The sequence below is a fragment of the Pseudomonas sp. PARCl1 genome, assembly GCF_947311875.1.
GTDB lineage: Bacteria > Pseudomonadota > Gammaproteobacteria > Pseudomonadales > Pseudomonadaceae > Aquipseudomonas > Aquipseudomonas juntendi.
The window spans coordinates 56,807-68,876 of sequence record NZ_CAMZMX010000026.1; the positions used below are offsets into that span (position 1 = coordinate 56,807).

The window sequence follows — 12,070 nt, forward strand, 5'->3', positions numbered from 1 at the left end:
TACTGAGGGCCTATAGCTCAGTCGGTTAGAGCAGAGGACTCATAATCCTTTGGTCCACGGTTCGAGTCCGTGTGGGCCCACCAGCTACTGAAAAGCCGCGCGAATGCGCGGCTTTTTCATGCCTGGCAATATGCTTCGGAGCGTGCTCTGGCCCCGGCGATATCTGCTTGATGCACAAATCCTGGGGGCGCTATGCACCCTTTCGCGACACAAGGCCGCTCCTACAGGGGCCGCGTCGGCAGCGGCTGGCCTTGCCCTGATTGGCATTGGCTGGCTAGGCTAGCGGGCCAACCGTAGAGACTCGCCATGTCGGATGCCCGCCTTATCACCCTGGATGAAATCGATCGCCAGCTGATCGCGCTGCTGCAGATCAACGCCCGTGAAAGCGTGGCCAACCTCGCGCGTCAGCTGGGTATCGCCCGTACCACGGTCAACTCACGCCTGGAGCGGCTGGAGAAGACCAAGGTCATTGCCGGTTACGGTGTGCGCCTTGGGCAAAGTGTGATCGGTGGCGGGCTGCAAGCGTATGTGGGGATCAAGGTGCAACCGCGCTGCGGCAAGGACGTGGTGCGGCGTTTGAGTGCCATGGGGCAAGTGCAGCAGTTGTGCGCGGTAAGTGGCGAATTCGACTACGTGGCTTGGCTGCGCACGGACTCACCCGAGCAACTGGACCAGTTGCTTGACCAGATCGGCAGTGTCGACGGGGTGGAGAAAACCACCACGTCGATCATCCTCAGCAGCAAGGTGGACCGCGGTCAGCCGCTGTGAGCGGGCTGGCGGTCAGGCTTCCTGACCGTCAAGCAGGCCATCGAGGATGGCCGACAGGCTTTCGGCAGAATGCTGCATCGACCAGACAATGTCACGGCTGCGCTCGGGCGCGTGGTGTTGCGCGTAGTCAGAGGCAATCTGGTTGAGGCCACGGGCTAGCAGGCAGGCGTGGACCAAGGCGTCGGCGGCGTCAATGCCGGGGCGGATGGCGAAGAGCGGCGGGTGGCTGGCTTCGCAGTTGCAGAAGGGCTTTTCGGCGGTGGGTTTGAGTTTTTCGGGTCGGTCAGAATCCGTCTGTTTCATGATGCAATTCCCAAATTGAGCCTTGAGGAAACTGCCTACCAACTCCTTCTCACGGGAAATAGGTGGCAGCCATGCACGGGGTGAGAACCGGCCAACTTGGAAATCCGGCCAGGCCAAAGCCTGCCCGCGCACGGCTGCCATGACACAAGCCTTGGTGCGAAGTTGAATGATGGGTTCTCACACCCAGTCGCCCTTAGAACGGCGACCCGGTGACGTTAACCCTGAGACATTTTCCGCGCAGCCAGACCGGGGCTATAGCGGGTGTAGGGTAATTCTTTATCTCAAGGCATGGGTGTAGGACGTATCTGATCACCCAGATCGCAAGTGCTACACAGCCCGTTGTAGGAGCGGCCTTGTGTCGCGAAAGGGGTGCGAAGCGCCCCCAGGATTTGTGCATACAGCAGATGTTGCTGGGGCCGCTTTGCGGCCCTTTCGCGACACAAGGCCGCTCCTACAACGGGCCATTGTTCGTCATAATGTATTTTTTGAAATAGATTTCGACTCAGAAAACGACATTAAGACAACACTCTGCATCTTAATTACGAACCCCGCTGTCCCTAAAATGACCACCAGGCATCTCCTATACTCAGGCTCTGCTCACCGCGCAGCCCCTCTGGCAAGGTCACTTCATGAACAAGAAAAACCGCCACCCCGCCGACGGCAAGAAGCCGATCACCATCTTTGGCCCGGACTTTCCCTTCGCTTTCGACGACTGGCTTGAACACCCGGCAGGCCTTGGCAGTATCCCGGCTGAACGCCACGGTGAAGAGGTGGCCATCGTAGGTGCGGGCATCGCCGGCCTGGTGGCGGCGTACGAACTGATGAAGCTGGGCCTCAAGCCGGTGGTCTACGAGGCCTCCAAGCTTGGCGGCCGGCTGCGCTCGCAAGCCTTCAACGGCACCGACGGGATCGTGGCCGAACTCGGCGGCATGCGCTTCCCGGTGTCGTCCACTGCCTTCTACCACTATGTGGACAAGCTAGGCCTGGAAACCAAGCCTTTCCCCAACCCGCTGACCCCGGCGTCGGGCAGTACGGTGATCGACCTGGAGGGCCAGACCTACTACGCCGAGAAGGCTGCCGACCTGCCGCAACTGTTCCATGAAGTGGCCGACGCCTGGGCCGATGCGCTGGAAAGCGGTGCCCAGTTCTCCGACATTCAGCAAGCCATCCGCGACCGTGATGTCACCCGCCTGAAGGCGCTGTGGAACAAGCTGGTACCGCTGTGGGACGACCGCACCTTCTATGACTTCGTCGCCACCTCGCGCTCGTTCGCCAAGCTGAGCTTCCAGCACCGCGAGGTGTTCGGCCAGGTCGGCTTCGGCACGGGCGGGTGGGACTCGGACTTCCCCAACTCGATGCTGGAAATTTTCCGCGTGGTCATGACCAACTGCGACGACCATCAGCACCTGGTAGTCGGCGGCGTTGAGCAGGTGCCACAAGGTATCTGGCGCCATGTACCGGAGCGCTGCGTGCACTGGCCACAGGGCACCAGCCTTAGCGCGCTGCATGGCGGCGCGCCGCGTACCGGTGTAAAACGTATCGCCCGCGCAGCCGACGGGCGCCTGGCGGTTACCGACAACTGGGGTGACACCCGCCACTACAGTGCAGTGCTCACCACCTGCCAGACCTGGCTGCTGACCACGCAGATCGACTGCGAGGAATCGCTGTTCTCGCAAAAAATGTGGATGGCCCTGGACCGGACCCGCTACATGCAGTCCTCGAAGACCTTCGTCATGGTCGACCGGCCGTTCTGGAAGGACAAAGACCCGCAAACCGGCCGCGACCTGATGAGCATGACCCTCACCGACCGCCTCACCCGCGGCACATACCTGTTCGATAACGGTGACCACAAACCGGGGGTCATCTGCCTGTCCTACGCGTGGATGAGCGATGCGCTGAAGATGCTGCCGCACCCGGTGGAAAAGCGCGTGCAACTGGCCCTGGATGCGCTGAAAAAGATCTACCCGAAAACCGACATTGCCGGGCACATCATCGGCGACCCGATCACCGTGTCCTGGGAAGCCGACCCGTACTTCCTCGGCGCCTTCAAGGGTGCATTGCCGGGCCACTACCGCTACAACCAGCGCATGTACGCCCACTTCATGCAGCAGGACATGCCCGCCGAACAGCGCGGCATGTTCATCGCCGGGGACGACGTGTCGTGGACACCTGCCTGGGTCGAGGGCGCGGTGCAAACTTCACTGAATGCGGTGTGGGGTATCATGAACCACTTCGGTGGCCGTACCCACCCCGACAACCCAGGCCCTGGCGACGTGTTCGACGAGATCGGCCCGATCGCCCTGGCCGACTGACACGCAGGAGGCAACATGCGCATTGCTCTGTTCCAGGGCCATCCCCAGCCGCTGGATGTACCCGGCAACCTGCAACGGCTGCGCCAGCAGGCGCAGCTGGCAGTTGAACGTGGCGCGCAGTTGCTGGTGTGCCCGGAAATGTTCCTCAGCGGCTACAACATCGGCCTGGCTCAGGTGGAGCACCTGGCCGAGGCGGCCGATGGTCCAGCAGCCATGGCGGTGGTGGAAATCGCCCAGGCGTACCGCATCGCCATTGTCTACGGCTACCCGGAGCGCGGCGAGGACGGGGCGATCTACAACAGCGTGCAGTTGATCGACGCCCATGGGCGCAGCCTGGGCAACTACCGCAAGACCCACTTGTTCGGCGAACTGGACCGTTCGATGTTCAGCCCCGGCCCCGATCACTTCCCGGTGGTACAGCTGGAGGGCTGGAAGGTCGGCCTGCTGATCTGCTACGACATCGAGTTCCCGGAGAACGCCCGGCGCCTGGCACTGGACGGCGCCGAGCTGATTCTGGTGCCAACGGCGAACATGGCGCCCTACGATTTCACCTGCCAGGTGACCGTGCGGGCGCGGGCGCAGGAGAACCAGTGTTATCTGGTGTATGCCAACTACTGCGGGGCAGAAGGGCAGATCCAGTATTGCGGGCAAAGCAGCATCATCGGCCCGGACGGCAGCCTGCTGGCGATGGCCGGGCACGATGAATGCCTGTTGCTGGCCGAACTTGAGCATGAGCGGGTGGTGCAGGGGCGCGCGGCCTTCCCCTACCTGAGCGATCTGCGCCAGGAGCTGCACCTGCGTCAAGGCTGACGGGGGCCGCTTTCACATCGACCGCGTGAATCTAAAGCCCTGTGCAGTACCTGTGGGAGCGGGCTCGCCCGCGAAGGGGTCGGGCCTGGAAACAAATGGGTTAGCATGGAAACCGAGCAACCGGAGCCCCCCATGCCTGACGCCACCCGCCACCTGACCCTCGCCAACGGCCTGCAGCTGACCCTGCGCCACGCCCCGCGCCTGAAGCGCTCGGCGGCCGCACTGCGGGTGCACGCGGGCAGCCACGATGCCCCCGCCAAATGGCCCGGCCTGGCGCACTTTCTCGAACACCTGTTCTTTCTCGGTATCTCCCGCTTTGCGCTGAACGATGGCTTGATGCGCTACGTGCAAACCCTCGGCGGCCAAGTCAACGCCAGCACCCGCGAACGTACTACCGACTTTTTCTTCGAAGTGCCACCCAGTGCTTTGGCCGGCGGCCTTGAGCGCCTGTGCCAGATGCTTGCCGAACCCGACCTGGGCAGCGAGCGCCAGCGCCGCGAACGCGAGGTGATTCACGCCGAGTTCATCGCCTGGGCCCGCAACCCGCAGGCCCAGCAGCAGTTCGCCTTGCTGCAAGCGGCCGGGCCTGGCCATCCGCTGGGCGCATTCCATGCCGGCAACCGTTACACCCTGGCCCTGCAGGATCCGCGCTTCCAGCAAGCGCTCGGCGGTTTTCACCGGCGCTTTTACCAGGGCGGGCAGATCACCTTGAGCCTGTGCGGCCCACAACCGCTGGCTGAACTGGAGCGAATCGGCCGCCAACATGCCGGGCTTTTCGCTGTGGGGCAGCCTGTGGCTAAGGCGCAGCCACCCTGCCTGTCGGCAACGGCCGACCCGCTGGTGTTCACGCACCAGCAACTCCCAAACGGCGCCGAGCAAGCGCTGGAGCTGCTGACCACCGGCCTTGAAGACAGCCGCCCCGGGAGCTGGCTGGGCACCCTGCGTGAGCGTGGCTGGCTGCACAGTTTCAAAGCTGAAACACTGTATGCATTCGCCGGTCAGTTGCTGTGGCACCTCGACCTCAAGCTCAGTGCCAACGCCTGCCCGGACGAAGCCCGCGACCTGCTGCACGGCTGGTTCAGTTTCATGCGCCAAGCCGACCGCCGTTCGCTGAACCAGCAGTTCGGTGTGTTGCAGCGCAGCCGCGCGCACAGTGCAAGCGCACTGGAGCTGGCCCGCCGGGACAGCGCAGGCCGGCCGTTCGCCCAACTGGATGCCCAAGGCCTGCACGCGCTGGATGCGCTGCTTGCTGATTTGCCCTGCGCCGAGTGCGGCCATTGGCAATTGCCGCCAGCCGACCCGTTGCTCAGTGCCGAACTGCCCAATGCCAACCCTCAGCCGCTGCCGGCGGCGCTGACCATCAGTGGCCAGCTCCCGGCCTCGCGCCAGTACGCGGCGCTGTACCTGCGCTGGCAGGTGCCTTCGCCCTTGCGCCAGCCGCTGAAACGGGTGCTCGAACAGGCCCTGGCGCCGTTGCAGGAACGCTGTGAACGCGCCTCGGTGCAACTGCAATTCACCAGTGCCGGCGCTTACTGGCAGTTGCGCTGCGCCGGGCTGCCAGCAGCGGTGCTGCGCACAACGCACCAGGCCTTGGGGTTGCTGCGCGAACCGCCTGCCAACTGCTGGCAAGCCAGCCCCGCGCAGCTCCCGGCATTGATACCCATCCGCCTGTTGCTGCAGCAACTGCCGGATGCGGTAGCCGGTGGCCTGCCTGAAACAACGCCGGATTGCACGGTGGGGCAGCAGCACCTCGCAAGCCTATGGCAGCAATCGCAGTGGCAAGGCTTGGCCACGGGTTTCGACGCCCGGGCGCTGGGCGCACTGGGTGTTGCCGTGCAGCAGTGCCGCGGCCAAGGCGCGCGGCCTACGCCGGCACCCAGCTGGGCCAGCAAGCGCTGGTACCACGTTAGCGCACCAGGCAGTGAACACGCCCTGCTGCTGTTCTGCCCACTGGCTGCGGCAGACGAAGCCCGCGGCCGCCTGCTCGCCCAATTACTGCAAGGCCCGGTCTACCAAAGGCTGCGAGTGGAACTGCAACTGGGCTACGCGGTATTCAGTACCTTTCGCCAGATCGAGGGCGTGGGTGGCCTGTTGTTCGGTGTGCAGTCTCCGCACACCGGCCAGGTTCAGGTCCTTGACCACCTGACGGCCCTGCTGCGCCAGGGCGTTACCCTTGACGCCGGGGTTCGCCAGGCCTTGGCCGACCAATTTGCCGAGCCGGCCATGGCCAACGCGGAGGTCGCCGAGTGGGCATGGCAGACACACCTGGCTACACAACCAGGCCAGCTCGATGGCCTGCGCAGGTCTATCCTGAACACGCGGCAGACGGATCTGGACCAGTTGCTCAGCAACCTGCTCGATACGGGGACTGTCTGGCTTTGCCTGGCCAACGCTGCCGCGCCAGACACTTCCTGGCAGGGCGGAAGCCCATGATTGTTACGCAAAGTGCAATGGCACTTTTCGAATAATTAACCTTTCGGTACAAATTTTTCTTGTAAGATAGCGCAATCCCAGTTCTGGGAACCTCCTGCGCATGGCGGTACCCAAGTAGTAGCTGAGCAAACCAAAACCCATCCGGAAGGAGTAACTCCATGTGGACCAAACCTGCTTACACTGATCTGCGTATCGGCTTCGAAGTCACCATGTACTTCGCTAACCGCTAAGCCCGGCTTACGGTTCCACGCCTCGGCCTGCCGGGGCGTTTTCGTTTTCAAGATACGGATTTCGCACAGCATAGAGAGTGGCCATGTATATCCAGGTTCTCGGCTCCGCCGCCGGTGGCGGGTTCCCGCAGTGGAACTGCAATTGCGTCAACTGCAAGGGTTACCGTGACGGCACCCTGCGCGCAACGGCGCGCACCCAGTCGTCCATCGCCCTGTCCGACGACGGCGTGCACTGGGTACTGTGCAATGCCTCGCCCGACATCCGCGCGCAGCTGCAAGCCTTTGCGCCCATGCAGCCAGCCCGGGCCCTGCGCGATACCGGCATCAACGCCATCGTGCTGCTGGACAGCCAGATCGACCACACCACCGGGCTGCTCAGCCTGCGCGAAGGCTGCCCGCACCAGGTGTGGTGCACCGACATGGTCCACCAGGACCTGACCACTGGCTTCCCGCTGTTCAACATGCTCAGCCACTGGAACGGTGGGCTGCAGTGGAACCGCATCGAGCTCGAAGGCAGCTTTGTGATCGACGCCTGCCCCAACCTGCGCTTCACGCCCTTCCCGCTGCGCAGCGCCGCACCGCCCTACTCGCCGCACCGCTTCGACCCCCACCCGGGCGACAACCTTGGCTTGCTGGTCGAAGATACTCGTACCGGCGGCAAGCTGTTCTACGCCCCTGGCCTGGGCCAGGTCGATGACAAGCTGCTGGCGATGATGCACGGCGCCGACTGCCTGCTGGTCGACGGCACCTTGTGGGAAGACGATGAAATGCAGCGCCGTGGCGTTGGTACCCGCACCGGGCGCGAGATGGGCCACCTGGCGCAGAACGGCCCCGGCGGCATGCTGGAAGTGCTCGATGGCTTCCCGCGCCAGCGCAAAGTGCTTATCCACATCAACAACACCAACCCGATACTTGATGAAGCATCGCCCGAACGCGCCGAAGTACTGCGCCGGGGCGTGGAAGTGGCCTTCGATGGCATGAGTATCGAGTTGTAAATACAGACGGCCAGACGACACTGAACCCCTGTGGGAGCGGGCATGCCCGCTCCCACAGGGGTGAGTTGCCAGGCCAGTCAAGCGTTTTACAGGAGCCAGCCGAATGAGCGATGCACTGCCGATGTCCCCTGCCGAGTTCGAGCAGGCCCTGCGCGCCAAGGGCGCCTTTTACCATATCCATCACCCCTATCATGTGGCGATGTACCAGGGCCGGGCCAGCCGCGAGCAGATCCAGGGCTGGGTCGCGAACCGCTTCTACTATCAGGTCAACATCCCCATGAAGGATGCCGCGATCCTGGCCAACTGCCCTGACCGCGAAGTACGCCGCGAGTGGATACAGCGCCTGCTCGACCACGACGGTGCCCCAGGCGAAGACGGCGGTATCGAGGCCTGGCTGCGCCTGGGCCAGGCGGTGGGGCTGGACCCCGACCAGTTGCGCTCGCAAGAGCTGGTACTGCCCGGCGTGCGCTTTGCCGTAGACGCCTACGTCAACTTCGCCCGCCGCGCCAGCTGGCAGGAAGCGGCCAGCAGCTCGCTGACCGAACTGTTCGCCCCGCAAATCCACCAGTCGCGCCTGGACAGCTGGCCGCAACACTACCCGTGGATCGACCCGGCCGGCTACGAGTACTTCCGTACCCGCCTGGGCCAGGCCCGGCGTGACGTGGAGCACGGCTTGGCCATTACCCTGCAGCATTACACCACCCGCGCAGGCCAGGAGCGTATGCTGGAAATACTGCAGTTCAAGCTGGATATCCTCTGGAGCATGCTCGACGCCATGAGCATGGCCTACGAGCTGAACCGCCCGCCCTATCACTCCGTCACCCAGGACCGGGTGTGGCACAAGGGGATCACCCTATGAGTTTCGACCGTAACCAAGTGCCGAACTGGCGCCCCGGCTACCGCTTCCAGTACGAACCGGCGCAGAAAGGCCATGTGCTGCTCTACCCTGAAGGCATGATCAAGCTCAATGACAGCGCCAGCCTGATCGGTGGGCTGATCGATGGCCAGCGCGACGTAGCAGCGATCATCAACGAACTCGAACAGCAATTTCCCGGCGTGCCCCAGGTAGCCGAGGACATCGAGCAGTTCATGGAGGTAGCCCGTGCCGAACACTGGATCGTCCTCGCCTGAGTTGCCGCCCACGCCCGCTGTGGGCTTGCCGCTGTGGCTGCTGGCCGAGCTGACCTACCGTTGCCCGCTGCAGTGCCCGTACTGCTCCAACCCGCTGGACTTTGCCGCCCAGGGCCAGGAGCTGAACACCGAACAGTGGTTCAAGGTCATGGCCGAGGCACGCCAGATGGGCGCCGCGCAAATCGGCTTTTCCGGTGGTGAGCCGCTGGTGCGCCAGGACCTGGCCGAGCTGATTGGCGAGGCCCGTCGGCTGGGTTACTACACCAACCTGATCACCTCCGGCATTGGCCTGAACGAGGCGCGCATCGCCGAATTCAAGGAGGCCGGCCTGGACCATATCCAGATCAGCTTCCAGGCCAGCGACGAGCAGGTCAACAACCTGCTGGCCGGCTCGAAGAAGGCCTTTGCGCAAAAGCTGGAAATGGCCCGCGCAGTGAAGGCCCACGGCTACCCGATGGTGCTCAACTTCGTCACCCACCGGCACAACATCGACAAGATCGACCGCATCATCGAGCTGTGCATCGCGCTGGAAGCCGACTTCGTCGAGCTTGCCACCTGCCAGTTCTATGGCTGGGCGCACCTCAACCGCCTTGGCCTGCTGCCAACGCGCGCGCAATTGGAGCGTGCCGAGCGCATCACCAACGAGTACCGCGCAAAACTCAAGGCCGAAGGCAACCCGTGCAAGCTGATCTTCGTCACCCCGGACTACTACGAAGAGCGCCCCAAGGCCTGCATGAATGGCTGGGGCAACCTGTTCCTCACCATCACACCTGACGGTACCGCACTGCCCTGCCATGGCGCCCGCCAGCTGCCGGTGCAGTTTCCTAATGTGCGTGAGCACGACCTGCACCACATCTGGTACGAGTCGTTCGGCTTCAACCGCTTCCGTGGCTACGAGTGGATGCGCGAACCGTGCCGCTCATGCGACGAAAAGGAAAAGGACTTCGGCGGCTGCCGCTGCCAGGCCTTCATGCTGACCGGCGACGCCCGCAACGCCGACCCGGTGTGCGCCAAGTCGGCCGACCACGGCATCATTCTCAAGGCTCGCGAGGAGGCCGAAAGCGCCCAGCTCGCCATTGAACAGATGACCTTCCGCAATGAACGTAACTCCCGTGTCATCGCCCGCGGCTGAATTCAGCGCGGCCCAGGCCGTGGCCGCCGGCACCGACTTTGCCGAACTCAAGGTCAGTGCCGACGGGCTGTTCTGGCTGGAATTCCGCCCCGCCGATGGGGCTTGCCGCATCTGGCACTGGTTGTACTGCCAGGCTCGCTGTCTGACCCCGGATGGCTTCAGCGTGCGCAGCCGGGTCTACGAGTATGGCGGTGGCAGTTTCTGCCTGGGCGGCGACGGGCTGGTGTTCGTCAACGAGCAGGACCAGCAGGTCTATACCCAGCCGCTGGACGACCTGGAACCGCGGGCCCTGACGCAGAATGCCAACTGCCGCTATGGCGATGTGCAATGGCACGACGGCCAGGTGCTGGCGGTTGAAGAACGCCACGCCGACCAGGTCGAACATCGCCTGGTCGCGCTGCGCGACGGCGGCTGCGAAGTGCTTGCCGAAGGCGCCGACTTCTATGCTGCACCGACGGTAAGTGGCGACGGCCAGCGCCTGGCGTGGATCGAATGGGACCGCCCGGCACAGCCATGGACCGTGACCCGGTTGATGTGCCGCATGCGCGATGCCAGTGGCCACTGGTTGCCCGCCCAGTGCGTGGCGGCAGCCGAAGAATCGCTGCAGCAGCCGCGCTTCGATGGCGAAGGCCGGCTGTACTGCCTGTCCGACCGCAATGGGTTCTGGCAACCTTGGGGCGAAGTCGATGGCCAGTGGCAGGCGATGCCTGCCGAGCAGGCAGACCACGCGGCGGCCCCCTGGCAGCTGGGCACCTGCACCTGGTTGCCATTGGGCCCACACAGCTACCTGGCCAGCTGGTTCGAAAACGGCTTCGGCCAACTGGGGGTGCGCGGGGCCGATGGCCGCACCGAGCGCTTCGCCAGTGCCTACACCCGCTTTCGCAACCTGGCCATAGACAGCGACCACCTCTATGCCATCGCCGCCTCGCCCATCAGCCCGCCGGCGGTGATTGCCATCGACCGCAGCAACCACGAGGTTCGCGTGCTGGCAGGTGGGGCCGAAGTGCTGCCAGCCGACCACGTCAGCCTGCCACAGGCGTTCCACTACGCCAGTGATGGTGAGCCGGCGCATGGTTTCTTCTACCCGGCGGCCCGTTCGCAGGGGGCCGCACCGCTGGTGGTGTTCATCCACGGTGGCCCGACATCGGCCTGCTACCCGGTGCTCGACCCGCGCATCCAGTACTGGACCCAGCGCGGCTTTGCCGTGGCCGACCTGAATTACCGGGGCAGCACCGGCTATGGCCGGGCGTACCGCCAGGCACTGCACCTGCGCTGGGGTGAGAGCGATGTGGCCGACGCCTGTGCAGCGGTCCGGCACCTAGCAGCACAGGGCCTGGTCGACCCACGCAAGGCGTTCATCCGCGGCGGCAGCGCGGGGGGCTATACCACGCTCTGCGCCTTGGCGTTCCATGACGTGTTTCGTGCCGGTGCCAGCCTGTACGGGGTCAGCGACCCGATAGCGCTAGGGCGTGCCACGCACAAGTTCGAGGGTGATTACCTGGACTGGCTGATTGGCGACCCCGCCCTGGATGCCGAGCGCTACCGCCAACGCACGCCGCTGCTGCATGCAGGGCAGATCAGGGTGCCGGTAATCTTCTTCCAGGGCGAGCTGGATGCGGTGGTGGTGCCAGAGCAGACCCGGTCGATGCTGGCGGCGTTGCAGGCTAACGGGATCGAGGCGCAAGGGCACTTCTACGCGGGCGAGCGGCATGGGTTCCGCAAGGCGCAGAACCTGGCGCATGCGCTGGAAGAAGAGTGGATGTTCTATTGCCGGGTGTTGGAAGGCTGACCCTTGGGGGCTGCTTTGCAGCCCAATCGCCGGCAAGCCAGCTCCCACAGGGATCGCGTCAGGGCTGACAGGTGTTTGTCAGAAGATATGCAGCGCCTGTGAGATCGAGCGCCGCCCGCGCGGCGCAATCGCGAGCTGCGCTCGCTCCTACGTTTGTTTCGGGCCAA

The 12,070-nt window shown here is 64.2% G+C and carries 11 protein-coding genes and 1 tRNA gene; 11 read left to right on the forward strand and 1 reads right to left on the reverse strand.

What is annotated here, in order from left to right; genetic code table 11:
* The first annotated feature begins 6 nt into the window (after nucleotides 1-6).
* Nucleotides 7-83, forward strand: a tRNA-Ile gene (locus tag QME24_RS15210).
* A 223-nt stretch (nucleotides 84-306) separates the two neighbouring features.
* Nucleotides 307-768, forward strand: coding sequence for an Lrp/AsnC family transcriptional regulator (locus tag QME24_RS15215; protein ID WP_280091566.1), 462 nt, complete (start codon nucleotides 307-309; stop codon nucleotides 766-768).
* 12 nt (nucleotides 769-780) lie between these two features.
* Here QME24_RS15215 and QME24_RS15220 read toward each other — a convergent pair whose 3' ends face one another.
* Nucleotides 781-1,212 carry a hypothetical protein gene (locus QME24_RS15220; protein ID WP_009682807.1) on the reverse strand — a complete coding sequence of 144 codons (432 nt, stop codon included), beginning with the start codon at nucleotides 1,210-1,212 and terminating at the stop codon, nucleotides 781-783.
* Nucleotides 1,213-1,700: 488 nt separating this feature from the next.
* Here QME24_RS15220 and QME24_RS15225 point away from each other — a divergent pair, with 488 nt between their 5' ends.
* The 9 genes from QME24_RS15225 to QME24_RS15265 all read left to right on the forward strand — a co-directional run bounded on the left by QME24_RS15225 (nucleotide 1,701) and on the right by QME24_RS15265 (nucleotide 11,903).
* Nucleotides 1,701-3,383: an NAD(P)/FAD-dependent oxidoreductase gene (locus QME24_RS15225; protein ID WP_054904257.1), complete on the forward strand. Its 1,683-nt coding sequence runs from the start codon at nucleotides 1,701-1,703 to the stop codon at nucleotides 3,381-3,383.
* A 15-nt stretch (nucleotides 3,384-3,398) separates the two neighbouring features.
* Nucleotides 3,399-4,193, forward strand: coding sequence for a carbon-nitrogen hydrolase family protein (locus QME24_RS15230; RefSeq protein ID WP_054904258.1), 795 nt, complete (start codon nucleotides 3,399-3,401; stop codon nucleotides 4,191-4,193).
* Nucleotides 4,194-4,325: 132 nt separating this feature from the next.
* A complete protein-coding gene (gene pqqF, locus QME24_RS15235) occupies nucleotides 4,326-6,626 on the forward strand; it encodes a pyrroloquinoline quinone biosynthesis protein PqqF (RefSeq protein ID WP_280091565.1) in 2,301 nt (766 codons plus the stop codon).
* Nucleotides 6,627-6,784: 158 nt separating this feature from the next.
* The gene (pqqA, locus tag QME24_RS15240) at nucleotides 6,785-6,856 is read left to right on the forward strand and encodes a pyrroloquinoline quinone precursor peptide PqqA (protein WP_003243383.1); all 72 of its coding nucleotides are present in this window, start codon (nucleotides 6,785-6,787) and stop codon (nucleotides 6,854-6,856) included.
* A gap of 83 nt (nucleotides 6,857-6,939) precedes the next feature.
* Nucleotides 6,940-7,851, forward strand: a complete 912-nt coding sequence (gene pqqB, locus QME24_RS15245) for a pyrroloquinoline quinone biosynthesis protein PqqB (RefSeq protein ID WP_009682811.1) — start codon at nucleotides 6,940-6,942, stop codon at nucleotides 7,849-7,851.
* 103 nt (nucleotides 7,852-7,954) lie between these two features.
* Nucleotides 7,955-8,710 carry a pyrroloquinoline-quinone synthase PqqC gene (pqqC, locus tag QME24_RS15250; RefSeq protein WP_009682812.1) on the forward strand — a complete coding sequence of 252 codons (756 nt, stop codon included), beginning with the start codon at nucleotides 7,955-7,957 and terminating at the stop codon, nucleotides 8,708-8,710.
* Nucleotides 8,707-8,982: a pyrroloquinoline quinone biosynthesis peptide chaperone PqqD gene (gene pqqD / locus QME24_RS15255; RefSeq protein ID WP_009682813.1), complete on the forward strand. Its 276-nt coding sequence runs from the start codon at nucleotides 8,707-8,709 to the stop codon at nucleotides 8,980-8,982. Before pqqC ends, pqqD begins: the two co-directional genes overlap by 4 nt.
* A complete protein-coding gene (pqqE, locus tag QME24_RS15260) occupies nucleotides 8,954-10,114 on the forward strand; it encodes a pyrroloquinoline quinone biosynthesis protein PqqE (protein WP_029888064.1) in 1,161 nt (386 codons plus the stop codon). Before pqqD ends, pqqE begins: the two co-directional genes overlap by 29 nt.
* Nucleotides 10,080-11,903 (forward strand): S9 family peptidase, encoded by a 1,824-nt coding sequence (locus QME24_RS15265; RefSeq protein WP_280091564.1) that lies wholly within the window; start codon nucleotides 10,080-10,082, stop codon nucleotides 11,901-11,903. The genes pqqE and QME24_RS15265 overlap by 35 nt, the downstream gene beginning before the upstream one ends.
* Nucleotides 11,904-12,070 lie beyond the last annotated feature (167 nt).

What these genes read in the sequence shown, in the direction of transcription:
- QME24_RS15265 (WP_280091564.1), top strand. Translation starts at nt 10,080, where the DNA reads ATGAACGTAACTCCCGTGTCATCGCCCGCGGCTGAATTCAGCGCGGCC.
- pqqF (WP_280091565.1), top strand. Translation starts at nt 4,326, where the DNA reads ATGCCTGACGCCACCCGCCACCTGACCCTCGCCAACGGCCTGCAGCTG.
- QME24_RS15225 (WP_054904257.1), top strand. Translation starts at nt 1,701, where the DNA reads ATGAACAAGAAAAACCGCCACCCCGCCGACGGCAAGAAGCCGATCACC.
- QME24_RS15215 (WP_280091566.1), top strand. Translation starts at nt 307, where the DNA reads ATGTCGGATGCCCGCCTTATCACCCTGGATGAAATCGATCGCCAGCTG.
- QME24_RS15230 (WP_054904258.1), top strand. Translation starts at nt 3,399, where the DNA reads ATGCGCATTGCTCTGTTCCAGGGCCATCCCCAGCCGCTGGATGTACCC.
- pqqC (WP_009682812.1), top strand. Translation starts at nt 7,955, where the DNA reads ATGAGCGATGCACTGCCGATGTCCCCTGCCGAGTTCGAGCAGGCCCTG.
- pqqB (WP_009682811.1), top strand. Translation starts at nt 6,940, where the DNA reads ATGTATATCCAGGTTCTCGGCTCCGCCGCCGGTGGCGGGTTCCCGCAG.
- QME24_RS15220 (WP_009682807.1), bottom strand. Translation starts at nt 1,212, where the DNA reads ATGGCAGCCGTGCGCGGGCAGGCTTTGGCCTGGCCGGATTTCCAAGTT.
- pqqD (WP_009682813.1), top strand. Translation starts at nt 8,707, where the DNA reads ATGAGTTTCGACCGTAACCAAGTGCCGAACTGGCGCCCCGGCTACCGC.